General features: G+C 58.7%; 25 protein-coding genes. 12 read left to right on the forward strand and 13 right to left on the reverse strand.

Features of this window, described 5'->3' with window-relative positions; translation table 11 throughout:
• Positions 1 to 63: 63 nt before the first annotated feature.
• Complete coding sequence (locus BM346_RS01720) at positions 64 to 783, forward strand: hypothetical protein (protein ID WP_092008575.1); 720 nt, start codon at positions 64 to 66, stop codon at positions 781 to 783.
• A gap of 42 nt (positions 784 to 825) precedes the next feature.
• On the opposite strand, the gene BM346_RS01725 is transcribed toward BM346_RS01720, so the two are convergent.
• Together BM346_RS01725 and BM346_RS01730 are read right to left on the reverse strand one after the other, a co-directional pair.
• Positions 826 to 1,824 carry a bile acid:sodium symporter family protein gene (locus BM346_RS01725; RefSeq protein ID WP_092008576.1) on the reverse strand — a complete coding sequence of 333 codons (999 nt, stop codon included), beginning with the start codon at positions 1,822 to 1,824 and terminating at the stop codon, positions 826 to 828.
• Positions 1,821 to 2,504, reverse strand: coding sequence for a FadR/GntR family transcriptional regulator (locus tag BM346_RS01730; protein WP_092008577.1), 684 nt, complete (start codon positions 2,502 to 2,504; stop codon positions 1,821 to 1,823). Before BM346_RS01730 ends, BM346_RS01725 begins: the two co-directional genes overlap by 4 nt.
• A 161-nt stretch (positions 2,505 to 2,665) precedes the next feature.
• Between BM346_RS01730 and BM346_RS01735 the strand changes: the two genes are divergently transcribed.
• Positions 2,666 to 2,896 carry a DUF2789 domain-containing protein gene (locus tag BM346_RS01735; protein ID WP_092008578.1) on the forward strand — a complete coding sequence of 77 codons (231 nt, stop codon included), beginning with the start codon at positions 2,666 to 2,668 and terminating at the stop codon, positions 2,894 to 2,896.
• An 18-nt stretch (positions 2,897 to 2,914) separates the two neighbouring features.
• On the opposite strand, the gene BM346_RS01740 is transcribed toward BM346_RS01735, so the two are convergent.
• The 3 genes from BM346_RS01740 to sodC all read right to left on the reverse strand — a co-directional run bounded on the left by BM346_RS01740 (position 2,915) and on the right by sodC (position 5,091).
• Positions 2,915 to 3,223: an Mpo1-like protein gene (locus tag BM346_RS01740; RefSeq protein ID WP_092008579.1), complete on the reverse strand. Its 309-nt coding sequence runs from the start codon at positions 3,221 to 3,223 to the stop codon at positions 2,915 to 2,917.
• A gap of 80 nt (positions 3,224 to 3,303) precedes the next feature.
• Entirely contained in the window at positions 3,304 to 4,272 is a 969-nt protein-coding gene (locus BM346_RS01745; protein ID WP_092008580.1) for a beta-ketoacyl-ACP synthase III, read from the reverse strand.
• Between the two features lie 276 nt (positions 4,273 to 4,548).
• Positions 4,549 to 5,091 carry a superoxide dismutase family protein gene (gene sodC, locus BM346_RS01750; RefSeq protein WP_092008581.1) on the reverse strand — a complete coding sequence of 181 codons (543 nt, stop codon included), beginning with the start codon at positions 5,089 to 5,091 and terminating at the stop codon, positions 4,549 to 4,551.
• Positions 5,092 to 5,244: 153 nt separating this feature from the next.
• Here sodC and BM346_RS01755 point away from each other — a divergent pair, with 153 nt between their 5' ends.
• The 3 genes from BM346_RS01755 to egtD all read left to right on the forward strand — a co-directional run bounded on the left by BM346_RS01755 (position 5,245) and on the right by egtD (position 9,610).
• Positions 5,245 to 6,978, forward strand: coding sequence for an isocitrate/isopropylmalate family dehydrogenase (locus BM346_RS01755; RefSeq protein ID WP_092008582.1), 1,734 nt, complete (start codon positions 5,245 to 5,247; stop codon positions 6,976 to 6,978).
• Between the two features lie 314 nt (positions 6,979 to 7,292).
• On the forward strand, positions 7,293 to 8,627 hold the full coding sequence (egtB, locus tag BM346_RS01760) for an ergothioneine biosynthesis protein EgtB (RefSeq protein WP_092008583.1): 1,335 nt from the start codon (positions 7,293 to 7,295) through the stop codon (positions 8,625 to 8,627).
• Positions 8,624 to 9,610 carry an L-histidine N(alpha)-methyltransferase gene (gene egtD / locus BM346_RS01765; protein WP_092008584.1) on the forward strand — a complete coding sequence of 329 codons (987 nt, stop codon included), beginning with the start codon at positions 8,624 to 8,626 and terminating at the stop codon, positions 9,608 to 9,610. The genes egtB and egtD overlap by 4 nt, the downstream gene beginning before the upstream one ends.
• A 99-nt stretch (positions 9,611 to 9,709) precedes the next feature.
• On the opposite strand, the gene BM346_RS01770 is transcribed toward egtD, so the two are convergent.
• Complete coding sequence (locus tag BM346_RS01770; RefSeq protein ID WP_092008585.1) at positions 9,710 to 10,477, reverse strand: C40 family peptidase; 768 nt, start codon at positions 10,475 to 10,477, stop codon at positions 9,710 to 9,712.
• Between the two features lie 294 nt (positions 10,478 to 10,771).
• On the opposite strand from BM346_RS01770, the gene BM346_RS01775 reads away from it, so the two are divergent.
• The 3 genes from BM346_RS01775 to merA all read left to right on the forward strand — a co-directional run bounded on the left by BM346_RS01775 (position 10,772) and on the right by merA (position 14,058).
• The gene (locus tag BM346_RS01775; protein ID WP_092008586.1) at positions 10,772 to 12,136 is read left to right on the forward strand and encodes a DUF5666 domain-containing protein; all 1,365 of its coding nucleotides are present in this window, start codon (positions 10,772 to 10,774) and stop codon (positions 12,134 to 12,136) included.
• 378 nt (positions 12,137 to 12,514) lie between these two features.
• Positions 12,515 to 12,664: a mercury resistance system transport protein MerF gene (locus BM346_RS01780; RefSeq protein WP_227662956.1), complete on the forward strand. Its 150-nt coding sequence runs from the start codon at positions 12,515 to 12,517 to the stop codon at positions 12,662 to 12,664.
• On the forward strand, positions 12,661 to 14,058 hold the full coding sequence (merA, locus tag BM346_RS01785) for a mercury(II) reductase (RefSeq protein WP_228704303.1): 1,398 nt from the start codon (positions 12,661 to 12,663) through the stop codon (positions 14,056 to 14,058). The genes BM346_RS01780 and merA overlap by 4 nt, the downstream gene beginning before the upstream one ends.
• Positions 14,059 to 14,191: 133 nt before the next feature.
• On the opposite strand, the gene BM346_RS01790 is transcribed toward merA, so the two are convergent.
• The 7 genes from BM346_RS01790 to BM346_RS01825 form a co-directional block, all read right to left on the reverse strand.
• The gene (locus BM346_RS01790; RefSeq protein WP_092008588.1) at positions 14,192 to 14,635 is read right to left on the reverse strand and encodes a c-type cytochrome; all 444 of its coding nucleotides are present in this window, start codon (positions 14,633 to 14,635) and stop codon (positions 14,192 to 14,194) included.
• Positions 14,628 to 15,476, reverse strand: coding sequence for a WD40/YVTN/BNR-like repeat-containing protein (locus tag BM346_RS01795; RefSeq protein WP_092008589.1), 849 nt, complete (start codon positions 15,474 to 15,476; stop codon positions 14,628 to 14,630). The genes BM346_RS01790 and BM346_RS01795 overlap by 8 nt, the downstream gene beginning before the upstream one ends.
• Positions 15,477 to 15,487: 11 nt before the next feature.
• Positions 15,488 to 16,009, reverse strand: a complete 522-nt coding sequence (locus BM346_RS01800) for a DUF411 domain-containing protein (protein WP_092008590.1) — start codon at positions 16,007 to 16,009, stop codon at positions 15,488 to 15,490.
• A 581-nt stretch (positions 16,010 to 16,590) separates the two neighbouring features.
• Positions 16,591 to 18,207, reverse strand: a complete 1,617-nt coding sequence (locus BM346_RS01810) for a multicopper oxidase family protein (RefSeq protein ID WP_092008592.1) — start codon at positions 18,205 to 18,207, stop codon at positions 16,591 to 16,593.
• Entirely contained in the window at positions 18,207 to 18,428 is a 222-nt protein-coding gene (locus BM346_RS01815) for a hypothetical protein (RefSeq protein WP_139229885.1), read from the reverse strand. The genes BM346_RS01810 and BM346_RS01815 overlap by 1 nt, the downstream gene beginning before the upstream one ends.
• A gap of 145 nt (positions 18,429 to 18,573) precedes the next feature.
• Positions 18,574 to 19,908, reverse strand: coding sequence for an ATP-binding protein (locus BM346_RS01820; protein ID WP_092008594.1), 1,335 nt, complete (start codon positions 19,906 to 19,908; stop codon positions 18,574 to 18,576).
• A complete protein-coding gene (locus BM346_RS01825; RefSeq protein WP_092013189.1) occupies positions 19,895 to 20,560 on the reverse strand; it encodes a response regulator transcription factor in 666 nt (221 codons plus the stop codon). The genes BM346_RS01820 and BM346_RS01825 overlap by 14 nt, the downstream gene beginning before the upstream one ends.
• A gap of 198 nt (positions 20,561 to 20,758) precedes the next feature.
• Between BM346_RS01825 and BM346_RS01830 the strand changes: the two genes are divergently transcribed.
• From BM346_RS01830 to BM346_RS01845, 4 genes are all read left to right on the forward strand, one after another.
• Complete coding sequence (locus tag BM346_RS01830; RefSeq protein WP_092008595.1) at positions 20,759 to 21,298, forward strand: cupredoxin domain-containing protein; 540 nt, start codon at positions 20,759 to 20,761, stop codon at positions 21,296 to 21,298.
• The gene (locus tag BM346_RS01835; RefSeq protein ID WP_092008596.1) at positions 21,276 to 23,009 is read left to right on the forward strand and encodes a copper resistance system multicopper oxidase; all 1,734 of its coding nucleotides are present in this window, start codon (positions 21,276 to 21,278) and stop codon (positions 23,007 to 23,009) included. The genes BM346_RS01830 and BM346_RS01835 overlap by 23 nt, the downstream gene beginning before the upstream one ends.
• Positions 23,006 to 23,746 carry a copper resistance protein B gene (locus BM346_RS01840; protein WP_092008597.1) on the forward strand — a complete coding sequence of 247 codons (741 nt, stop codon included), beginning with the start codon at positions 23,006 to 23,008 and terminating at the stop codon, positions 23,744 to 23,746. Before BM346_RS01835 ends, BM346_RS01840 begins: the two co-directional genes overlap by 4 nt.
• Positions 23,747 to 23,966: 220 nt before the next feature.
• Positions 23,967 to 25,322 carry an APC family permease gene (locus tag BM346_RS01845; protein WP_092008598.1) on the forward strand — a complete coding sequence of 452 codons (1,356 nt, stop codon included), beginning with the start codon at positions 23,967 to 23,969 and terminating at the stop codon, positions 25,320 to 25,322.
• Positions 25,323 to 25,351 lie beyond the last annotated feature (29 nt).

Below are 25,351 nucleotides of genomic sequence, written 5' to 3' on the forward strand. Positions count from 1 at the left end.
TACGTCAATGCACACACAGAGTCTGGTCTTCGTGCCGGACCGTGATCGGGAGTATCGTGTCTGATGAATTGCTGGGAAGTACTCGGCATCGAGCCCACCGGCGACAGTCGTGCCATCCGCGAGGCCTACGAACGCCAGAGTAAGTTCGCTGAGGGCGAGGACGCCGAACAGCTTGAAAGTGCCTATCAAAAGGCCATGGAAGAGGCTGGCCACAGCAGTGACCGCCAGACTGGCGGAGCTGACACCAGCGTCTCACCCAGGGCGCCCGCCGGGGCGGGGCCGTCCGACTGGCAGTCGGAGGCCAATTCGCGACCGCTCTCCGCGGAAGAGGAGCAGGTGGTTCGGGAGGTGGTGATCCAGATCAAGGCGCTGTTGAACGATAGCGCCCGGGCCAGCGATGTGGCCATCTGGCGGGCGATCCTGACAGAGCCACCGGCGGATGAGGACGCCATCCGGGCAGCCATTGGCCGTGAGCTGGAGCCGGAGTTACGTCCACTGGCCGATGACGCCTGGTTTGCGCCACCGGTCGCCCGCTTCCTTGGTGACTGGTTCGGCTGGTATGGCATGACCGACGCCGTGGAACAGCACCAGAACAGCGATGCGACCATAGACGATGCCGGCAGGTACCAGGGCATCAGCCGTTTTCCCGATACCGATGCCGAGGATCAGCAGTCCGATCCCGACAGGCCCAAGATGGCGAACTTCTGGCCGGCGGTTATCGGCTGGATTGTAGGTATCATCATTCTTACGAGCCTGTTCGGCGGACTGGTCGGAGGCGGGTAGGGCGAACGAGGCACCCGCCCCGCTATCCGGTCTGCCGGGGCATCAGGGCGTGCCCCTGTTTTCCTCCTTGGCCTCGATCAGCCTGCGATATCTCTGGGCCAGCATGGCACCGACGATCACTTGGATCTGGTTGTAGCACATGATCGGCAGGACGATCATGCCGAACCCGGGATGGCCGGAAAACAATACCTTGGCCATGGGAAGGCCAGAGGCCAGGCTCTTCTTCGAACCGCAGAACACCACCGCCGCCTCGTCCTCCAGGGTGAATCCGAACCTGCGCACCAGCAGGTGAGCCACCAGCATAAAGAAACCCAGAAGCGCAAAGCACAGAACTATGGTCAGCACGATCGCGCTGATGGGAAGGTTCTCCCACAGCCCGCTGACCACGGAGTGGGAGAAGGCCGAGTACACGATCAGCCAGATAACGCACTGGTCGTACCGGAAGGCCAGGTTTTCATGGCGGGCCAGGAAACCGCCCAGCAGGGGCCGGAAACCGTGCCCCACCGCAAACGGCAGCAGCAGCTGAAGAACGATGTCCCTCAGTGCCTCGAGAACCGAGAAATCCCCGCTTCCGGCCGTACTGACCAACAGGATCAGCAGGAACGGCGTCAGCATCATTCCGAAGACATTCGACGCAGCTGCACTGCAAATGGCGGCCGGTACATTCCCACGGGCCATTGCGGTATAGGCGATGGACGAAGATACCGCTGATGGCAGCACGCCCAGGTAAAGAAAGCCAAGGCCAAGGTCCTCGGGCATCCACTCCGGCACGATACCGCTCAGCTCGTTGATCGGCAGAACCATCAGCGGGAACAGTATGAAAGTGAGGCAGGTAATCACGATGTGAAGCCGCCAGTGGGTGGCTCCCTCGACAATCTGCTGCCGTGAAAGCGCGGCCCCGTGCAGGAAGAACAGAAGTCCCACCGCAACAGACCCCGCCACCGACAGAACCTCGGCCGCCTCACCGCGAACAGGAAGAAAGGTGGCCAGGACAATGGCCCCAAGCAGCAGCAGGGTAAAGCCATCAATACGGAATTTCATTGAGCGGCCTCGTCGAGGGCAGTCAGGCTGGGCTGCAGGAGTCCCCGGGCCAGGGCAATGGACCGCTCCCTGTTCTGTTGCCGGATCGCCGCCAGTAACAGTTCGTGATCCTCCTGGGAAGGCTCCGGCAGGTCCGCATCCTGCTCCGTGCGCTGGATGGTATCGGTAATGGATTGTGCGAAGTACCGATACATTTCCAGCAGGGCAGGGTTGTGGGCGGCTTCCACCAGGGCGTGGTGGAACCTCTCATCGTGGCGGATCCGCAGCTCGAGGTCACTGCCCGCAGCGGCGCGTTCATCAAGGGCACGGGTCATTTCATCGAGGTCGTCCCGGGTTCGTCGGGCCGCGGCCAGACCCGCGGCTTCCGCCTCCAGCATGACACGCACTTCCAGCTGATCCCGTAATCGTGAGCGGGATGCCCGGCGTAGTGCCTCTCCGGGATCCCGTGTCGAGCGCACGTAGGTGCCATCACCCTGCCGGGTTTCGAGCATGCCCACATGGGCCAGCACCCGGACCGCCTCACGAACGGTGTTGCGGCTGACACCCAATGCCTCGGAAAGCTCCGCTTCAACCGGCAGGCGTTCGCCCACGTTCCATTGCGATGTCTGTATCGCGTTGCGCAGACTCTCGATGGCGGTGTCCACCAGGGACCCCCGCCGAATCGGGGTTAAACGGGTCATGATCGGCTCATCCTTTGATCGGTCCACCAATCATCCTATGTTTGGACAAGGGTTTCAAGCATGGTGGAAAGTGCGGATCAGGCCTTTTATTCTGCCGGAATCGGCTACACTGACAGTGAGTTAGACACCAATTCGTGGAATCAGATACCAACGGAGGCACTATGGAGCAGCCTAATCACACCCTTTCCGAACTGTTCAAGCAACTGGGTCTGCCGGATGATAACGACTCTATTGAGGCATTCATTGAGGAGCACCGCCCCCTGCCGGAGAGCACCACGCTTCCTGACGCGCCGTTCTGGAACGAATCCCAGAAGCACTTTCTCAGGGAGGAGTGGCAGGAAGACGCGGACTGGGCCGAGATGGTGGATACGCTGAATAACCGGCTTCGATAAGCCTTGCCGGCCGGCCCGTCAAAGACGGATGCGGCCGGTCAGCATGTCCTTGAACATGACCCAGTCGCCCATCAGGCTGTACACGGGGTATTTGAAGGTGGCCGGCCGATTCTTCTCGAACACGAAGTGGCCAAGCCAGGCAAAGCCATAGCCGATGACGGGTACGAGCAACAACCAGGCCCAGGCCTGGCTGAAAAGGACCCAGCCGATCACCATCAGAACCAGCAGGCTGCCCACAAAGTGCATGCGGCGGCAGTTCAGGTCGCTGTGCTCTTCGAGATAATAGGGATAAAACTCGGCGAAACTGCGGAATTGCTGCGTGGACATGGCCTGCCTCGTCGTCATTGTTGTTGTGAGGGTAACCACTTCAGTCTATCCGAGGTCTCCGGCCACGCTCAAGCCATTCATCAATAGCGGAGCAGGGCGGATCCCCAGGTAAAGCCGCCACCGAAGGCCTCCAGCAATAGCACTTCATTACGCTTGATGCGGCCATCACGCACCGCGGCATCCAGTGCCAGTGGTATCGATGCGGCGGAGGTGTTGCCGTGCTTGTCCACGGTAACCACCACCTGATCCATGGACATGTTCAGCTTCTTCGCGGTGGCCAGGATAATCCGCAGATTGGCCTGATGGGGCACCAGCCAGTTGATGTCGGACTTCTGCATCTGGTTGGCCTCCAGGGTCTCATCAACGATCTTGCCAAGGGTGTTCACCGCAACCTTGAATACCTCGTTGCCCTTCATCTCGATGAACGCACCACCAGCCTTGACCTGCTCGTAGTTGGAGGAGATGCCGCAAGGCACATGCAGCAGTTCTTCGTACTGGCCATCCGAATGAATGTGCGTGGAGAGAATCCCGGTTTCTTCGTCGGCCTCGACAATCACCGCGCCGGCACCGTCACCGAACAGCACGCAGGTTCCGCGATCCTCCCAGTTGACGATGCGGGAAAACACCTCCGCACCCACCACGAGGGCCTTCTTGCTGCTCCCGGTACGGATAAATTTGTCCACCACGGAGAGAGCGTATACGAAGCCGCTGCACACCGCCTGAATATCAAACGCCGGACAACCATGAATGCCCAGGCGGGCCTGCAGAATACAGGCGGATGCGGGAAAGATCTTGTCCGGAGTGGAGGTGGCGAAGACGATCAGGTCAATGTCCTGCAGATCAATGCCCGCCGCTTCAGCCGCGCGCCGTGACGCCTGCTCAGCAAGACTGACAGTGGTCTCGTCGTCTCTCGCAATGTGGCGCTGCGCAATGCCGGTCCGTTCACGGATCCACTGATCCGTGGTATCGACCATTTTCTCCAGGTCCTTGTTGGTAACTACGTTTTCCGGCAGATAAGAGCCAGTGCCGGTAATTCGAGCGTATGGCATGCGTGACGATTCCTGGAATTGCAAAATTCTGTTATCGATAGGTCTATGATTGCATCCTACACTGTAACCCGGGGCTTCGGGTATTAGCGATTTGTCAAAGTGAGGAATTGTCAGGACGGTCAGACGGGACCGACGGTGCTCTGACGCGAGTCACGCAGTGGTAATGCACCAGGGGGTCGACCCTGTTGCGAATGCAGGGCGAACAACGTAAAGAGGAGAAGCGTAGCCGACACTACCTCCAGTGAACTGGGCAGGACATGTCGGCAACAGCGGTTTCTATGGCCGGATAACACCACAGGCGACGCGGGCGCCACCACCACCGAGAGCTTCGGGCTCATCGGAATAGTTGTCACCGCCCTGGTGCACCACCACCGCGCGGTCGTGGAAATCCGACAGTTCCAGGCGCGGGGCAAGCACTGGATGGGTCGCGTGGCCATCACCGTTCACGAACAGCGCCGGAAGGTCACCGAGGTGGCCATCATCGGAGTAGGGCCCCTGATGGGACTTCTTGTCCTTGGGGTCATAGTGGCCGCCGGCGGCTCCACCGGGTGTTACCTTGCCATCCTTGCTGGAGGGACCGCAATCGGGATTCTGATGCAGGTGGAAGCCGTGCAGCCCGGGCTCAAGACCCTTGAGTTCGGGGCGGATAAGAACGCCATGGTCGTGCTCCACCAGGGTAACCGTTCCGACGGATGCTTCCGTGCCTTTTTCGGATACCTCATGAACCTTCACTTCGATGCTGTCGCCCGCCACCGCAGCGGGAGCCGCCGCGAACAGGTAGCAGGAGCCGGCGAGTATCGCCAAGGGCAGATGTCGCATGTTGCTGGTCCTCCAGGTGTCAAGGGAGTTGGCCTCGGTTGTTAACCGACGGTTTCACCCTTAGCGTAGATGATTATTGCCAACTAACATGCCATTTAAGAAACAGTAATGATCCGAAATCCACGTCAACGACCTGAAAGCAAGGAGAACATAATGGGGAAGAAGATCGAGGTGGAGTCGCCGCTGGTTATCCTTCACGGCGACGAGATGGCCCAGGTGGCCTTCGAGGAACTGCTCAGAACCTTTGTCTCCTCGAAGCTGGATATTGATCTCAAGGAAATCGACCTGTCCGCCGAAAACCGCCTGGTCACCAATGGCAATGCGGTAACCGAATCAATTGAGGCACTCAGAAAATACGGAGTGGGTATCAAGAACGCCGGCATAACCGTCAATCGGGCGCAGCTGGACGATCTGCTTGAAAAGCATCCCGACATCGATGAATCCTCACTGGACCCACTTGCGACAAAATCCCCTAACGGCGCCATAAGAAAGGGCATTGGCGGCAACATCACCCGGGAGGATATCCAGTTCCGGAACCTCAGGATCAGCCGCCCGGAATGGGTAGACCGTGACATCGAGGTGATGACCATGGACGATGGCGGCATCAAGGACAGTTTCAACGAACTGTCCCGTGCCACCGGTATCATCAAGCTGCTTTTCGTGGGCAGCAGTGGTGACCCCGAGGAACTGCATCGCCGTGAGATCAACAAGGGCGACCCGCTGCTGCTTGCCACCAACAACATCGACGATATCACCGACTGGGCGCACCGTTTCTTCCAGCGGGCCATCGATGAAAAACGGGATATCTACCTGGGCCTCAAGGACACGGTAATTCCCGGCTACGACGGCGCCATGCGCTCCACCATCGAGAAGATCTACAAGAGCGACTACAAGCAGCGAGTCGAGCAGCTGGGCCTGAACTTTTATTACGAACTGATTGATGCCCAGGCCGCCCGCATTGTTTCCAACCCACCCAAACGGGCCCTGTGGGGTGTGCCGGACAATACCACCGGGCGAAAACTCTTCAAGCTGATCAACCAGCTGAAACTCCATGGCATCCCGCCCCGCAGTGCCCATGTCTCCATTTCCCGTATGAGCGCGGGGGGCGGGGACCAGTACGGCAGCTACAACGCCCCGGCCAGGGAGGACGGCATCGTCAAGGTGGTGGTGGACGGTGAGGAACGGCACGCAAGGCGTGTGAAGAAAGGGGACCCCATGCTGCTGATGTCCAACGACCGCCAGGCGATCAAGGACTGGGTCAGCCAGGTGTTCCGGGACGCCTCCCGCAAGGAAAAGGAGGTCTACTTCGGCCTGAAGCGGGAATACATGGAGTATGACGAAGTCTTCAGTAACGTGATCACCGAGGTGCGCCGGGAGCTGGCCAAGCAGCATACGCCACCTCCGTCCTTCATGATAATGCGGCCCTCCAGCCAGCTCATCAAGATGATCACCGACCCCCCAAGAAACGCGCTTTATCCGTCCCAGAACCTGGATGGCGACATTTTTTCCGACATCTCCGCGGCCCTGGGCGGCAGCCTGGCTACAGCCAGTTCGATCATCGAGAGCAAGGAAGGCACCATGCTCTTTGAGGCGCCCCATGGCACCGCCCACGACCTCTACGTCAGATACCAGGAAAGCAACGGAAAGGAGGCCCACTTCAACCCCTCGGCACTGATCTATGCCCTGGGCAATGCCCTGGAAACCCTGGGTGAGCGCGAGGCCAATGAGGAGCTGGCGGAGTACGCGGGAAGACTCAAACAGGCCCTCAAGGACACCGTGGCTGATGGCATTGTCACTGCGGACCTCAAGGGCAAGACCACCGACCCGGACTCCGAAAAAGTGGTGGACATGTACGGTTTCATTGATGCACTGAAGGAGCGTATCTGAGGGTCTGTCGCGAAGATGGCTTGGCCCTCGGGGATATCTGAGAACCACCAGACTCAAAGTCGCTCACGGTGATGCGCCGCTACCGGGCTGCCGGAGGCGAAAAATCTGAAACCCAAATGACCCGGCAATCGCCCTTCCACGCCAGAACATGGACCAGAGGCAACTTGACCGATGCCGGCGGGCCGGCCTTTACTTGAGGCAACGGCACTGTCGGCGAGGGCGATTCGGGCACGGCAGTGCCGGCAGGATTCAGGCACCGGTGGTTGGCCATTTACGGGCTACGGGCAGACCCCCACCAGACAGAGAGCGCCGCCATGTCATATGCTGAACCGCTTTACCCGGTATCAGCCGGGGAATACAGCGAGTCCGAAGACTGGCTGGATGCCTTCAGGGACGTTCGTGCTGTTACCGAACAATTGTGCAGTCCCCTGGAAACAGAAGATTACGTCATTCAGAGCATGGACGACGTGAGCCCCCCGAAATGGCATCTGGGGCACGTTACCTGGTTCTTCGAGACCTTTCTTCTGAAACCGTTTCTGCGGGGTTATGTGCCCCTTAATGAAGCCTACGATCATCTGTTCAATTCCTATTACGAGACCCATGGCAGCCCCTTTCCCCGGCCCCGGAGAGGCGTGCTGTCCCGGCCGACGGTCGCTGAAGTCTATCGTTACCGGCATTATGTGGACGAAGCCATGGGGCTTCTGTTGAATAACCCGCCCTCGGAGTACCGCCACGCCATCGCCGAGCGCACCTGCCTGGGTATTCACCACGAGCAACAGCATCAGGAACTGCTGGCCATGGACATCAAGCACATCCTGGCCCAGAACCCCCTGCGCCCGGTTTACACCGAGCGCCTGCAGGTGCCGCCAAAACGTCATCCGGTGCCCATGGGCTGGCGGAGCTATGAAGGCGGCGTGGTGTCAGTTGGTGTGAAGCCGGGGAACGGAGGGTTTGCATTTGATAACGAAAGACCGGCCCACCGCCAGTACCTGGAACCGTTCGATCTCGCCACGCGACCGGTGAACAATCAGGAATACCTGCGTTTCATGGAGCAGGGCGGTTACCAGGATCCAGCGCTGTGGCTTTCGGATGGCTGGCATCTGGTCCGGGAGAAGGGCTGGACCGCGCCCCTGTACTGGATGAAAGAGAATGACCGCTGGTACCACTTCACCCTCAGGGGATGGCGCCGGCTGGACCCCAATGCGCCGGTATGCCATGTCAGCTTCTACGAGGCGGATGCCTTCGCCCGCTGGGCCGGAGAGCGTCTGCCTACCGAAGGGGAATGGGAGCGGGCCGCAACCCACGCCCGTAACTGGAATGGTAACTTTCTGGAGAGCGGGTATTTGCATCCCGTCGCTGCGGAGGGTGAAGGCCTGGGCCCGCTCCGACGGCAGATTCCCCTGCAGATGTTCGGCGATGTCTGGGAGTGGACGGGAAGCGCCTACCGGCCCTACCCTGGATTCAGGACACTCTCGGGGAGTCTCGGTGAGTACAACGGCAAATTCATGTCCGGACAGATGGTGCTCAGGGGAGGCTGTTGCGCCACACCGGCAAGCCATATCCGGCCGACGTATCGCAACTTCTTTCCGCCATCGGCCCGCTGGGCTTTTTCAGGTTTCAGGCTTGCCAGGGAGGCAACAACCCCATGAACATTGCAGAGATCCATTTCCACAATCAGCTGTCTGGCGACAGCTTCCCCACCATGACCGAGGAAGTGCTGGCTGGACTCACTGGAAAGCCAAAGCACTGCTCCCCAAAATACCTTTATGATCAGAAAGGTTCGGAGCTTTTCGAGAAAATATGTGAGCTTGACGAATACTACCCCACCCGTACCGAAGAGACGATTCTGATCCACGCCATGCCGGAAATCGCCGCCCTGGCGGGAAAGGATGCCACCCTCGTTGAGTTCGGCAGCGGGGCGAGTCGCAAGGTGCGACTGCTGCTGGACTCCCTCTCGATTAACTGTTACCTCGGTATCGACATATCCAGGGAGTTTCTGATTGAGAGCACCCGACGGCTGGCGGCCGACTACCCCTGGCTGGAGGTCCACGCTGCCTGCGCCGACTTCACCCGTGGAGTGGCCCTGCCGGAAACGATCGAACCCAGGGGACTGGTGGCTTTCTTTCCCGGCTCCAGTATCGGAAATTTCACGCCGGAAGCGGCAGAGCGCTTTCTCAAAAGTCTGCACCACCTGTTGCCACCGGGCAGTGGGCTGCTGATCGGGGTGGACCTGCTGAAGGATATCCGGATACTGGAAGCCGCCTACAATGATGCAGAGGGCATTACTGCCGAGTTCAACCTGAATCTGCTGGACCGGTTGCGGCGGGAACTGGGCCTTTGTATTGACCGGGAACGGTTCAGTCACCGGTCATTCTTCAACACAGACGAATCCCGCATCGAGATGCATCTCGACAGCCGGGTCGCCCAGGTCCTGCAATTCCACGGACAGACCATCCGCTTCCGGGAAGGGGAATCGATACACACGGAAAATTCCTACAAGTATTCCGTTGAGGGCTTCCAGCACCTGGCCGCGCGCGCCGGTTTTGCAAGCCGAGGGGTATGGACTGACGACCAGGATCTGTTCAGTGTGCATTACCTTCTCGCATCGCCGGCACCGGAATCCTCTCCATGAGCCTTGATCCGCCCCTGGCTGATAATCGCCTGTAACAATGCACGGTAAGTTGTGTCAGTAAGGTAACTTCTGCTGCGCCAGATAGCAGAGAGCTGACCGTTACCGATTCTCCCGCTCATGCTTCTCCCAGTCGATCTCCCGATAGTCAAAGCCCTCCGCCAGGGACGGTTTGATGATCTGGAAGTAGGGAGAGGCGTCGAAATCCCGCGGTGTAAAGAGTGAGTGATGGCGGATACTGAACAATTCTCTCTCACACCGAATGCAGCGGGGATCCTCGGCGGGCAGGGTTTTGACTTTTGGCAGGATGGGGTAACGGATACTCTGAAAGGCCTGGGCAATAAAAGAAGAGCAAATGGCTCGGCTGGGGTCACCGCTGCCAAAAGCCATCGCCCGTCGCCGGTATCGGCCCGGTACCGGGAGTGGCACCAGGTACCGGGCCAGATCGAACACATTCTTCATGTCATACTGGTGACCGATTCGCTCTTTCGAAAAGCGGGCGATATGGTCGATGTCCTCCTCACGCAGCCCGACAGGGTGACAGATGCGACTGTGATCGTGGCGATAGAAGGACAGGGGCAGGGTGCGGATGCCTTCCTCCAGGTCGGCCTCGATGAGCACATGGGGTTCCCCGTCATCCGCCACCGGCAAGCCCGCATCCGGCCCGAGGTATAAGGCCGAGTGCGACCAGGTGGACTGGGTCAGGTACTTGATGACCTTACTGATCCGGGTATCGCCGTCAATCAGTAGCACATCACATGGCTGCAGTGAATCCCGGAGGGCCTCGAAGTCTGTCGTACTGATCGAGCGGCTTTCCACCCGCTTGGTAAGAAACGCCGCCAGCCTTCGGTTCAACCACTCCAGAATCATACTGCTTCCCCATCAAATCGTGACACATTGCCCTCAGTTTAGACAATTCGGTCAGCAAGGCGTTACGCCTTCAATATGACGCCAGTGATTTTTACGGGCGCCAACACCACCGGAGGATTGTCAGGACCGGCGATCGGCCTTTAAAGACAATTACAGTCTGTTACCAGAAAGTCTGGAACGATTTCAATAAACCGTCGTGAGAGAAATGAGACGTCGAGACACTCATGATCGCCGATGTCCGGATCATCAGAAGCCTGGCCAGAAAACAGAACTGGCAAACTCGGAGAAGTGACTATGACACCCCAATTGATTAAAGGTCTGAGTGTAGCGGCACTGGCGGCGGCCATTTCGGCTTGCGGTAGCGGTACCGAAAGCACCTCGGCAACCACCAGTCAGACCACCGTAGGGCCCATCAGCGGCTTCGGTTCGGTTATCGTCAACGGCGTCCACTACGATGTCGAGGGGGCAAACGTGACCTCTGACGGCATGAGCATCACGGAAGCTGACCTTAAAGTCGGCATGATCGTGCGGATCAAGGGCCAGACCAATGGCGATGGCACCGGAACGGCAACCAGTCTCAGTTTCGACGATGACCTGGAGGGTCCCGTCAGCAGCGTCGATCTGACCAACAAGCTGTTTGTGGTGCTGGGACAAACAGTCATCGTCAATGCTGATACGGTCTTCGATGATATCACTTTTGACACTCTGACGGCCGGCACCGTGGTCGAGGTCAGCGGTTTCTTCGACACCACCGGTAATCTCAGGGCGAGCCTTGTCGAGAAGAGCGACAGCACGGAATACGAAGTCAAGGGTCATATCGCTGATCTGGATACTGCTACAGAGACCTTCCTCCTCGGTGGCCTGACCGTGAGCTACAGCGGTGCAGTGCTTGAAGATATTGCTGCCCTCGCTGATGGACTGTTCGTGGAGGTCAAGACCAGCCAGTCTCTGCAAAACGGTGTCCTTGTCGCGGACGAAATCGAGGGTGAAGAGGAAGGCGTGGATGCAGAAGAAGGCGAAGCTGTCGAGATTGTTGGCATTATCACCAACTTCAACCCCGAGGGTTTTGTCGTCAATGGCCAGCAGGTCCGGATTGTTGCCGGCACCGAATTTGAGGAGGGCTCTGCCACCAGCCTGGCCAACGATGTCCGCATCGAGGTAGAAGGCCGTGTTGACGCCAACGGCGTGCTGTTCGCTGAGGAAATTTCCTTTGAGCAGGAGAGCGAGATTGAGGTGGAGGCTACACTGGATGCGGTCGGTGCCAGCAGCATCACCGTACTCGGTCAGGAGTTCAAGGTTACTGACCGGACGTTCCTGAAAGACGACAGCTCGTTGGATGACAAATATCTGAGCCTTGAAAAGCTGCTTTCCGGTCAGTGGGTCGAGGTCAATGCCTACCAGGGCAGTGATGGCTCTCTGGTGGCCACGTCAATTGAACGGGGGGACGCCGAAGAGGGCGAGAGCGCGAGTCTCGGGGGGCCGGTTGAGGAAAGTGCTCAGCCAAACTTCAAGATGATTGGCATTACCGTGACCACTGACACCGATACCAGCTTCGAGTCCGAGGGGGCTTTCCCGCAAGTGGGCGAACTGGCTGAAGCCGAAGGTAGTCTCACGGCAGACGGCGTATTCCGGGCTGAATCGGTCGAACTGGAAAACTGATCAGCATAAGTCAAGGGGACTGCTGTGCAGCCCCCTTGACTGAAAAATAAAATATAGGTTTTTGTCCCCCACGTGTCAGACCATGATGGCGCCGGCAAAAATCCCTTTACCCCGACGTTTCGCGGGGCGTGACCAGAACCGTATTGCTTCAGCAAACTGTCCCCCAGACCCCGTCGCAGACTCTCCCAGCTGCCGCCTCCTCGAACTTCCACTTTAACTGCAAACCCTAAATGTGCACGGGCGCCTTGTTCCGGAATTTCCAGATTTCCGGGTCGCCAGGGCGGACGTTGGTTTCTACATCCTTCATGACTTGACTCCGTAGTCAGGTACGGTCGTAACCTTACCGGGACGAATACTTTCAGAGAAGGAATTGCTGCAGTGCCCAGAAAAGGCCTTACCGGTTATCTCGATTACGTGCTGCTGCCGGCACTGGCTTTTTTCATCGGCCTGACCATAAACTCACTCTCGCAGAAAAAATGGTATGACACTTATTACCGCGAATCGCTCTGTAAGGAGTCACGCCCGTGAGGAAGCTGAAAATCGCAGTCATTGGCAGCGGTGGTTCCGCCATGGCGGCAGCCCTGAAAGCGGCTGAGCGGGGAGCCGACGTCACGTTGATAGAACGGGGCACCATAGGCGGCACTTGTGTGAATACCGGCTGCGTGCCTTCAAAAATCATGATCCGCTCCGCGCAGATTGCGCACCTTCGCAGGCGGAGTCCCTTTGATGAAGGTCTCAGCGCCCAGACACCGGAGGTTGATCGTGTGGCACTCTTTGCCCAGCAGCAGGCCAGGGTCGACGAAATGAGAGAGGCCAAATATGAAAGCATTCTCGCGGGCCATGCTGGCATAACCGTAGTGCAGGGTGAGGCCCGGTTCATTGATGGCCGCACCTTGCGAGTCCACCGTGAAACGGGTGACGGGCAAAACGTGCATTTCGACAGGGCTTTCATCGGGACGGGCAGCCGGCCCAGTGTTCCGCCGATTCCCGGTCTTGTGAATACGCCTTATCTGACCTCGACCACCGCCCTGGAACTGGCCAGTATTCCGGAACGGCTGATCGTGCTTGGCGCAGGTTTTGTTGCGCTGGAGTTATCCCAGGCTTTCGCCCGACTGGGCAGCCAGGTGACAGTTCTGGCTCGCAGCCGGTGCCTGTCTCAGGAAGATCCGGCGGTGGGCGAGGCTGTGGAAGCGGCATTTCGACGTGAGGGCATTACCGTCATGACTCAGACCCAGCCGAGCAGGGTCGATTACACCGACGGAGAATTCATTCTGGATACCAGCGCCGGCGAATTACGTGCCGATCAGCTGCTGGTGGCAACGGGTCGTACTCCCAACACCGACCACCTGAATCTCCAGGCCATCAATGTGGAAACCCGGGGTGGTGCCATTCAGGTTGACGACAGGCTGCAGACCGCCGCTGCAGGCATTTATGCAGCAGGAGACTGCACGGACCAGCCGCGATTTGTCTATGTCGCAGCTGCGGGTGGAAGCCGGGCCGGCGTAAACATGACCGGCGGTGAGGCGAAGCTGGACCTGAGTGCTATGCCAGCGGTCATGTTCACCGACCCCCAGGTTGCCACGATCGGTCTCACTGAGGCCCGGGCAAAGGCGCAGGGCTTCAAAGTGAATACCCGGTTGCTGGAGCTGGAGAATGTGCCCAGGGCCCTGGTGAATTTTGACACTGGCGGTTTCATCAAGATGGTGGCAGAGCAGGATTCAGGCCGTCTGCTGGGCGTTCAGGCCGTAGCCGGCGAAGCAGGCGAGCTGATCCAGACAGCCGTGATGGCGCTGCGGGCGGGCATGACCGTAGAGGACATCGGCAATGAACTGTTTCCCTACCTGACGATGGTGGAGGGACTGAAACTCTGTGCGCAGACCTTTACCAAAGATGTTTCCCAGCTTTCCTGCTGTGCCGGATGAATCCTTCTCAGTCGGCAATTGGCTGTCACAGGCAGGACATGCCGGATGCCGGACACTCGCCTTGCAGCCTGCGGGGCCAGATGCGGTAGTGCAATGACTATCGAAACGGAGTTCGTTTCCGCGATGACTTTGATCAGTTCGAAGGCATGTCCTGGCTTTCAGTCTGCTGATAAAGACGCTGCTCTCCGGTCCAGAATGTTCTCAGGTAGTCAATGACAGCCCTGATCTCTTCATCCGTCAGGATGTCCCTGAAAGCCGGCATGGTAAGCCGATCGGACTTGTTGAAGGGATGTCGCCATCCCTCCGCAATCATCCTGAACAGCATGGCGTCGCTATGGCGCCAGGTATGGCCGGATTCGTCGTGGGGCGGGGCGGGCATTTCTCCCTTCTCATCCGGTTTTTGCCAGTTGGCCGCGCCTTCCCCCTGCAGACCATGGCAGGCGGCACAGTATTGCTCGTAAATCCGTTGGCCCTCGATGAGGTCAGCCGGCATACCCTCAATAACTCTGCTGCCGCCCGAGGCGACAGCAAAGGCTGGAACAACGAGCAGGACCAGCAGCCAGATCCACTTAGTCATGGACAGGCGTCCATTCGCCGGCGGAGCCTCGGGCCAGCAGGTCGCCATCGACAGTACCGGCCACCAAGCCCTTTTCCGGAGAGAAAGCCAGGGCCGTGACCGGTTGCGGTACGTCCAGTGCTTCCCAGGCTTCCCCGCCGTCGGCGCTGTGGTGAAGCACGCCTTCGATCACGGCATAGACATTCTCAGGAGCCGCGGGGTCGTAGCTAATGGCGGATACCGTACCTCGCAATTCACCCGCATCGCCCCAGAAGCAGAAACAGTCCATGGACCGGGCGACGCCGCGGGTCGTGCCCGCGAAAAGCCAGCCGCTTTCCATGCTGCCGGGCATATCGGAGTGCAGGAATGTCTGAACCGGCTCCCGCGGGCCGCCATCCACTCTCGCCCATTCGGTGCCGCGGTCCCTGGAGCGGAACATGCCGTTCTGCTCGCTGTAGGCATAGAGAGTCCCTGGCTGGTTCGCGTGGGCGGCGATTGCGTTGACCGAAAGGTCGGGGAGGCTTTCATTGAGAGACTGCCAGTCCCCGCTGGCATTGTCATAGCGCCAGACACCCATGCCGGGGCCTCCGAGATAGACGTCACCGTCCGCGCCTCTTGCGAGGGAGGTTGGCTGACCATCGGAAGCCGGTAGCGGAATGACCGCCGCTGTTCCATCTTCAATGGCGACCAGGCTTCCGCCACGCAGGACCAGAATGGTTCCGGAGGCATCCGTTGTCACAGCCGTTACCGGCTGGTTATCGTCAAGGGGCTGAGCCTGAGCCAACGCCGGCAGGAAGGCGGCCAGCATGAGCAGGCAAAGGGGCCAGACCTTGGTGTTCAGAGTGTGGATCATCGATTTCATGGAGCCGGGCCTCAGTAGTCTTTATGTTCGCGGAATACGCTCTGCTGGCCATTGGCATTGAAGGCAATGACCTGGTAATCGTCTTTACGGCCAGTCTCCATACCAGGCGTACCATGGGGCATGCCGGGCACTGAGAGCCCGAGAGTGTTGAACTGGGGTTTTTCGAGATAGGCCACGATGTCACCAGCCGGGACGTGTCCCTCTATCACCAGATCGCCGATCAATGCTGTATGGCAGGATGCCATTTGGCGGAGCACTCCCTGTTGCTGTTTGACTTCATTGAGGTTGTCCGTCTCGACAATGGTGATTTCGAAGCCGTGGGCGTCAAGGTGCTCCGCCCAGGACTGACAGCAACCGCAATTCGGGCTCTTGTACATGGTGATCGCCGGACCAGCAAGACTATCGGAGACTTGAGCTGATGATGGCTCCATGGGCTCCTTTGCCTGGACCGCCAGAACGGTCGCGCCGGCGGCGAGGAAAATCCCCGCCACACCGGCTGAGAAAGCTGTCAGTTTAATGGTTGATTTGCGCATTGGATTCACTCCGGCTAAAAGCCCGCGACAAATGGATCAAGGCGGGACTTCAGATTCAAGAATTAACGTCAACAAGCTGGCGCAACAGGCGCAGCTCCGGGTTAAAACTCAGGAGTGGCGTTGAGGAGGAGGGGTTATTGCTGCCAGGTAGGGGGCCTGATAATGGGTCGCGTAGCCCACAAACGCAGGCTGGAAGAGGAGTGGGACAAAGCCGTGGAAAGCTGAAACAAGGGTAGCAAGGGTAACCGCGCAGGAGTTCAGTCCACCTGCACCGAGGCAAACCATATTCTGGATTTCCGGACAGCCGCCCTGGCCCTGTAAGCCGGCATCACCACGTGGTTCCTGATCCATTGCCATGGAACCACAGTCCGCCATGGCTGGCGCTGCTTCATCGGCCGGAACCTGAGACATCGCCAATACCGGCCCGCTTATCACCAGAAGTAGTGACAGCAACAGGGGAATGAGTCGGCGGTTCGTTAGTGTCATCGCGATTTCAGGCACCGGGTATCAGGGTTGCAACGATAGGACAGCGAACAGTATGCATAGTTCACGAGGTTATGGCACCTTTTTGATTGGCTCGGTCAGCCCTCTATCCTGAAATAACGCATCATCCCCGCATCTTCATGTTCCATGTTATGGCAGTGGTACATATAGAGGCCATCAAAGCGCTCGAACTTCATCGCCAGTTGCACCGTTTCCCGGGGCATGACCAGAACCGTGTCATGCCAGCCGGAGTCCACCAGACCCTGTCGCACACTGTCCCGGCTGCCACCTCTTCGCCCCAAGACGTTAAACTGCAAACCGTGAATGTGGATAGGGTGGGGCATGGGTGTGTTGTTCCGGAATTCCCAGATTTCCGTGTCGCCAAGGCGAACTTTCTCGTCATCCGCGACACTGGTTCCCTCAAAACGCCGGCCGTTAATGGCAAAACCCCGCATCATTACCATGCTTAACTCAAACGGTCGGACTCGAGTGGCAGTGTTTACCGGAATCTTTTGCCGGTGCAATCCTAACTGCGCCGGTAGCTGTCCGCTGGCCTCTACCGATTCGGCCACCTCCAGCCTGGTCAGGGTGAACCGGCTGCCAACGGGGAGGGCGGAGCTGCTCATCATTCCCATACCGCCCATCATACCGCCGCCCATCATACCGCCGCCCATCATGCCGCCGTCCATCATGCCGCCCCTCATCATTCCGGCATCGTAATGGTCGCTGATGAGCTCGAGCGAGCGTCCTGGTTCTGACTCGGAAAGATCTACCCAGATATCAAGTCGCTGAGCCGGAGCCAACATGACATAAGGCCTTTCTTCCGGTTCGCGAAGAAGGCCACCGTCGGCGCCGATAACCGTGACGGGGCGTCCGTCACTCCAGGCCAGTTTATAGATGCGGGCATTGGAGCCGTTCAGGACCCGAACCCTGTAGGGTCGGCTGGCGACCTTCCGTGTGGCGGGAGGTACTCCGTTGACCAACATGCGGTCTCCCAGGAAACCCCGCATACGTTCCATCATTCCGCCCATACCGCCGTCCAGATAAACCAGTTCGTTGGCGCCGGTAAAGGTTCGGTCCTGAAGAACAAGCAGTAATTCATTATCGCCGGACGGCAGCTCCAGATCCCGTTCTTCATCATCCTCAATGATCAGAAGCCCGGCGAGGCCCGCATAACTCTGGAACCCCACACGACCACCCTGCTCGCCGTGAGCATGGGAGTGGTACCAGAACAGTCCCGCCCGGTCCAGAACCTCAAAGCCGACCGTCATTGTCTCACCGGGAGGGATAGGCAGTCTTGGCTGACCGTCCACATCGGACGGTACATGAAGCCCGTGCCAGTGCACGGTGGTGTCCTCGGGCAGTTCGTTGTGGATCTGGATTTTCACTGTCTGGCCACGGCGCAACCGGATGGTGGGTCCCAGGTAGCTGTCCGGGATTTCGGAGAGGGTATCGCCAGGGCCTTTCAGCAATTTCGCCCTGTAGCGCCATACCTCACTGGGAGCGCCGGGAAGGATGGAAGCCGAGTCGGGTGTGGCACGAAGGTCCAGCTCGACATCGTATTCCTCTGAATCAAGGCCCAGTGTTCCCGGTTCGGTCGCTATCACGCCATCATCGCACCCGGTTAGAAGAAACCCCGGCGACAGGGCGAGAAGAAAACCCGTGCCCGCCATGGCCTTCAGTACAGTGCGGCGGTGGAGGCTTTTCCGGCTCATCACTTGTTCCGCAGATACTTGATCAAGGCCAGAACCCCAAGCACCAGCAGGGCAATCAGAAGTAGCCAGATAATCATCATGAATATCCCCATGATTCCCATACCGGGCATCATAAAGCCGTCCATCATGCCATCTCCCATTTGGCCGGGCCCCTGGGCCAGACCGAGGGCAGGCAGGAAAATTCCCGCCAGGAGGATCAGTGCCTTTTGTAAATTCGTCATCGTGTTTTCTCCCATTTTCAGTTGAGTGACCGATTCCTCGGGTAACAAGGAAATAGACGCCCAGCCCCATGAGTCTTGAATACCCGTTGGTATCCTGCAATTGATACAGCTAACCACTGGGTTCAACATTGATCTGTCATCAGGCTCAGACAGCGACGTCGATCACCACCTTTAAGCCGCCGTTTTCGTCAGTCGAAAAACTCGTCTGCCCCCCGTAGCGGACAACGATCTCCCGGACGATGGCGAGACCAAGGCCGTGGCCGGGCGTTTGCTCGTCCAGGCGCAATCCCCGCTGGCCCAGGCTCGCCAGGGACCCCTGTTCAACGCCGGGACCGTCATCGGTGACCGTCATTCGGGCCAGGCGCCCGTTCTGGGCCAGGGAGAGTTCAACGTTTTTTGTCGACCATTTACCCGCATTATCCAGCAGATTTCCCAGAATTTCGTTCAGGTCATGTTCTTCAATGGGCCACCGGCACTCCTCGGGAAGGGACGTCGAGAGCTCGAAGGACTTTTCCGGGTACAGCCGGCCCAGCATCCATAGCAGGTCCCGGGCCTGTCTGACCGGATAAGCGCTTTTCCCGATCTGAGGCCCCGCAAACCGGCTGCGGCGCATTTCAGCCTCAAGCTGCCGGTCGATATCACCGAGCCTCGATGCCATTTCACGCCTCAGATCCTCGTCCAGGGGCCGGTTGGCATCCTCGAGAATCTGACGGACAGCCGCTATTGGCGTCTTCACGCTGTGGGACAGGTTCGCCAGGGCCTCCCGGGAGCGCTCCAGCCGCTGATCCAGCGAGTCGAGCAGCTGGTTGAGCTGTTGGACCAGCGGGCGGAATTCTTCGGGGCCTTTCACATCGATCCGCGATATCTCGCCCCCCTGGAGTTTCCTGAGGTTCTCCTGGAGGGTCACCACCGGTTGCAGGGAAAGGCTGATTCCAACCCAGATGCTGCCCACCAGCAGAACGATCAACAGGATCGAGATCACCGCCGTCCAGGCGTGCAGCTCGGCCTGTCCCTTTTTTAAAGCCTCCATGTCCTCCGCAACGATAACCGTGACGGGGGAACCGTCGACAAGAAACGACCGGCGATAGGCGAGGATGTCGGATGGCGCACCCGGCTCACTGGCATCCCGCACTCTCACGGCACCCTCGTCTCCGGAGGCAAGCAGAGGCCTCAGTAACGGCGCCCAGGATGCCGGCGAAACCGTCTGGCTGGATGAGGAGGCAATGGCAAAGGCATGATGGAAGACATCCTGGAAATAATCGCCGGTCCTGAGTGCGTCGATTCTGCCTCCGGCCTGACGTACCTGGTGTTCCAGAAATGCGGCTTCGTCCTGTAGACGGCTCTCGATGAAGTCCCGGGACATCCTCTCCAGCAGGACACCGTGGATGAACCACGCCAACACCATCAGGCCGATCCCCGCCGGCAACAGCAGCAGCAGGAGCATGCCCCTTACCGAACGGGGCCATTCAGACAGTGTCATCAAACAGATACCCCTGACCACGCCGCGTCCTGATGGTTTCCGCCCCAACCAGCTTCCTGAGTCGGCGGATATACGCCTCAATAACATTTTCACTCGGGCTTTCGTTGAGGCTGTATAGCTGCTCGATAAGCTGTTCCTTGGAGAATACCTGGCCGGGTCGACTCATGAGACAGCGGAGCAGACGAAATTCCGTACCGGTCAGGCTGGACTCGCCGCCGCCTTCCGTTTTGAGGATCTGGCGGTTCTCGTCCAGCTCGAAGCGACCAGCCTTTACCGAGGACATGACTCTGCCTTCGCTGCGTCGCACGATGGCGTGGAGCCGGGCCACGAGCTCCTCTGTCTGGAATGGCTTGGCCAGGTAGTCATCGGCTCCGGCCTTGAGGCCGTTCACCTTATCCTGCCAGTCGCCTCTGGCAGTCAGGATCAGTACCGGGAAGTCGATTCCGCCGCCACGCCATTTCCGCAACACATCCAGACCGTTGCCATCGGGCAGACCCAGGTCGAGAACACCCGCGCGATAGTCCTCCTGCTCGCCCAGAACTCTTGCCTCACGGGCGGTGGATGCCACATCCACGCTGAAACCGACTTTTTCCAGCTGGCTCGCGAGCCCGTTGGCCAGCAGGTGGTCATCTTCCACCAACAATAGTCGCATTCGCTGTTTTTCTCCCGGAACCTGCATGAACAGCCAGTATCGCAGAATGATCTGAATCGAGGCTGAACGATACGTAATCCCGTTATTCAGCAAGGATTCAGGTTAATGGGCGATGGTAGCAACCGTTTCCGGACATTGCTCAAATTTCAGGGCAGGGCAACAGGCGTCGAACGGAAAACCATTACAGGAGAAAACCGGATGAAAGCATCACATCTCATGGTTGCAGCAGCAGCCTTTTCCATGTCTGCGGCCGCTCTCGGGGCAGGAGCCCACGGCCAGGGGCATGGACACGGAGGTGGTTCAGCCATGGGCGAGGCCGCCAAGGCATCGGAATCCGCCCGGACCATTACCGTTGAAATGCACGACAACTACTACGAGCCCGAATCCATCACCGTGAAGCCCGGAGAAACCGTGCGGTTCGTGATTGAAAACAAGGGCGCCCTGGTGCACGAGTTCAACCTCGGTACCGCGCAAATGCACGAGACTCACCAGCGATCCATGCAGATGATGGTGGACCACGGAGTCATCAGGGGTGATCACATCGATCACAGGATGATGGAAATGGACATGGGCGACGGCCATTCCATGAAGCACGATGCCCCCAACGCGGTGCTGATGGAGCCCGGTGAGACAAAAGAGATTGTCTGGCGTTTCGGCGGTGCCACCGATCTGGAGTTTGCCTGCAACGTGCCGGGGCACTACCAGGCAGGCATGTATGGGGATATCGAGTTTGAATAGGCGGGTGCATGCATTGAAAAGGTCCATTCTAACGGCCCTGCTGGCCGGTTTTGCTTCCCTGGCTGTCAATGCCGGTGAGTACAACATTTCCGTTGACCGGGTCCAGATCGACACCGGCGACTTTGTCAAAGAGGGGATTGGCTACAACGGGGCATCACCGGGGCCGATACTGCGCTTCCGGGAAGGGGAGGAGGTGACCATCAATGTCACCAATAACCTGGATGAGATGACGTCCATCCACTGGCATGGCCTCATCCTTCCGTTCGAGCAGGATGGGGTACCGGGTATCAGCTTCCCGGGCATCAGGCCGGGGGAGACGTTCACCTATCAGTTTCCGATTGTGCAGGCCGGCACTTACTGGTTCCACAGCCATTCCGGCTTCCAGGAACCCAACGGGGCCTATGGCGCAATTGTGATCGAGCCCGAGGGCCGGGAACCCTTCCGCTATGATCGGGAGTATGTGGTGCAACTCACCGACAAGCACCCTCACTCCGGCGACCGCATCATGCGCAATCTGAAAACGTCGGCGGACTACTACAACCGTCAGCAGCAGACGGTGGGTGATTTCTTCAGCGAATCCGCCAGGAACGGTTTCGTGGCGACGCTGAGGGACCGCATGATGTGGGGCGAGATGCGCATGATGAAGGCGGATATCGAGGACGTCCAGGGTTTCACCGGGCTCATCAACGGCAAGGGCCCGGAGCAGAACTGGACTGGCCTGTTCGAGCCCGGTGAGCGGATTCGCCTGCGGTTCATCAATTCCTCCGCCATGACCTATTTCGATATCCGCATTCCCGGTCTCACAATGACCGTGGTTCAGGCCGACGGCAATAACGTGCAGCCGGTCAATGTTGATGAATTCCGACTTGGCGTGGCGGAAACCTACGACGTCATCGTCCACATCAGGGATGAAGAGGCTTACACCATCTTCGCCGAATCCATGGGACGTTCCGGCTTCGCCCGGGGCACCCTGGCACCGAAAGAGGGTATGACCGCTGACGTACCGGAACTGAGGGAGCCACCGCTGTTGACCATGGCGGACATGGCCGGACACATGGACCATGGCGACATGAACGATGATGACATGGCCGGTATGGATCACGGTGGCGCAGCAATGGGTTCCGGCATGGACCACAGCGCCATGGGCCACGGCAATATGGATCAGGGTAGCGGAAGCTCGCTGCCGCAGGACCCTTTCTATGCCCAGGGCAGCGGGTTGACCCCTGTCGCCAGTAATGGTGGCAGGTTCCTGTCATACGCCGATCTCAGGGCCCAGAATCCCCTGTACGAGTACCGGGAGCCGACACGGGAAATCGAGCTTCGCCTGACCGGCAACATGGAACGCTATGAGTGGAGCATCAACGGGATTAAATACGAAGATGCGGATCCCATCGTGCTCCAGTACGGCGAGCGGGTGCGTTTCAAGTTCGTCAACGAGACCATGATGACCCACCCCATGCACCTCCATGGCATGTGGTCCATCCTCGATGTGGGGGAGGGCAAATGGAACCCCCTCAAACACGTCATCAGCGTTGCGCCCGCCACCACGGTCTACATGGAAACGGAGGTGGATGCCCCCGGTGAATGGGCTTTCCACTGCCATCTTTCCTACCACGCCGCCGCAGGGATGTTCCGCAAGATCGTGGTTGAGGGTGGCCCCGACGACCAGGTGGACGTCAGCGCCGTAGCCCGTGAAGGAGGTGATGCATGAAATCATGGTCCAGAGGCGTGCTCCTGCTACCTTTGATCGTGGCTCCCGTTCTCTCCGCCCATGCCGACAAGGACAGGGCAGTTGACGCCCACAGTGCTGGCGCCCAGTGGGGAATCGGCGCGGAGAAATTCGAATACCGCTACAGCGATACCGGCGAGGAACTGGCGGTTGTGGAGGGCGACGCCTTCTACGGTAGCGATGAACTCAAGTTCCGGTGGCTGTTCGAGGGCGAGTGGGAAGAAACCCACGATGCCTGGGAAACCGTGGAAAACCAGTTCGTTGCCCAGGTTCCGGTGGACGATTTCTGGGATGCCAAAGGCGGTATCCGGATTGATACCCCGAAAGGCCCGGACCGGGTGTATGGGGTGCTGGGACTCACTGGCCTTGCACCTTACTGGTTTGAAATCGATACCAACCTTTATCTGAGCGACGAAGGGGATGCCTCGGTGGATTTCGAGGCCGAATACGAACTGCTGATCACCAACTACTGGATCGTGTCGGCCACCTTCGAAACCATGGTGGCATTATCAGAGGACAGGGAGATCGGCGTTGGCAAAGGCCTGAACTACACTGAAATGGGATTGCGGCTGAGCTATGACCTGATCGACCGGGCTTTCTCGCCCTATGTCGGGGTGGTTCACGAACGCAAGTTCGGCGATACAGCGGATTTCGCGGAAGGCGATGGCGGAAGCACCGAAGACTGGTTCGCGGTAATCGGGGCCAGAATCGCTTTCTAACCTCTCCGGAAACAACCCAGGGCAGTCAGCCCCGGGTTGTTTCCCGGTTCAGGATTCGTTGTCGGTCCGTCCACCCTGACGTGCAGGGAAGCGCGGACTTGTTCAGCCCCTATCCGGATTTTCAAGGAAGTGACAGACCCAGAGCAGGCCGGCTGAAAGGGATAACACGGTGCCTTTCCGCTGTCCCCAGATTCCACGGATGAAAGCTTCAGGAGACAACATGAGCAGGGAGCAGGACAGAACCACCCATTACAAGGAAGGCAGCCTGTCGTTGGCAGGTACCGTCATGCTGGGAACCGGCGTCATGATCGGTGCAGGTATTTTCGCTCTGACCGGGCAGATGGCCCAGATGACGGGCGCTCTCTTTCCGCTGGCGTTTCTGGCCGCCGCTGTGATCGTCAGCTTCAGCGCCTATTCCTATATCAAGATCTCCAACGCCTGGCCATCCGCCGGCGGCATCGGCATGTATCTCCACAAGGCCTACGGAAACCGGCTTCCCACGGCGTTCAACGCTCTGCTGATGTATTTCTCCATGGTGATCGCCCAGAGCTTCCTGGCGCGGACCTTTGGCGCCTACACCATGCAACTTTTCGGTGGCGACGAAAGCGGGCGCATGGTACCCGTTCTCGGTGTGTCGCTCATCATCGCGGCGTTTCTGGTCAACCTGTTGAGCAACCGGCTGATTCAGACCGTGGCGTCCTTCATCGGGATCCTGAAAATTGGCGGCATACTGATATTCGGGATCGTAGGGGTGTGGCTGGCAGACAGCATTGCAATCAACATTTCGAGCCCCGGTGAAAAAGGATCAGTCGGTAATTTCCTTGGGGCTACCGCCCTGGGGATACTGGCGTTCAAGGGTTTCACAACAATCACCAACAGCGGCTCGGAGATCAAGGACCCCCATCGCAATGTCGGCCGGGCCATCGTGATTTCCATTGCCGCCTGCGTGGTGATCTACGGCCTGGTTGGTTTCGCCGTCGCCAGCAACCTGTCCCTGGCCGAAATCATCGAGACACGGGACTACTCCCTTGCTGCGGCCGCACGCCCGGCACTCGGGCAATACGCTGTCTGGTTTACCGTGGCGATTGCCATGATGGCGACCGCCGGTGGCATTCTGGCCAGCATCTTTGCCGTCTCGCGCATGTTGGCCATGCTCACGGAAATGAAGCTCGTTCCTCACCGGCACTTTGGTATGCCGGGCAGTATCCAGAAGCACACCCTGGTCTACACCGTGGTGCTGGGAGTGTTTCTGACAGCGTTTTTCGACCTCACCCGGATCGCAGCGCTGGGTATCGTGTTTTATCTGATCATGGACATCGCTATCCACTGGGGGGTGCTTCGCTATCTGCGCAAGGATATAAACGCCAACCCCTGGGTGCCGGCCATTGCCATTTTCCTGGACCTGATCGCCCTTGGGGGCTTTGTCTGGGTCAAGCTGAATTCCGATCCTTTCGTGATCGGTGTGGCCGTCGGAACCATGATCGTTATTGCGATCGCGGAGCAGATTTTCCTGAAGAGAACAGCCGGTATAGAGCCGCCGGATGATGAACAATCTCAAACCCATCACCAACACTGAGACCAACGGTATGAATGGAGATTTACACC

This window comes from Marinobacter daqiaonensis, assembly GCF_900115285.1.
Classification (GTDB): Bacteria; Pseudomonadota; Gammaproteobacteria; order Pseudomonadales; family Oleiphilaceae; genus Marinobacter; species Marinobacter daqiaonensis.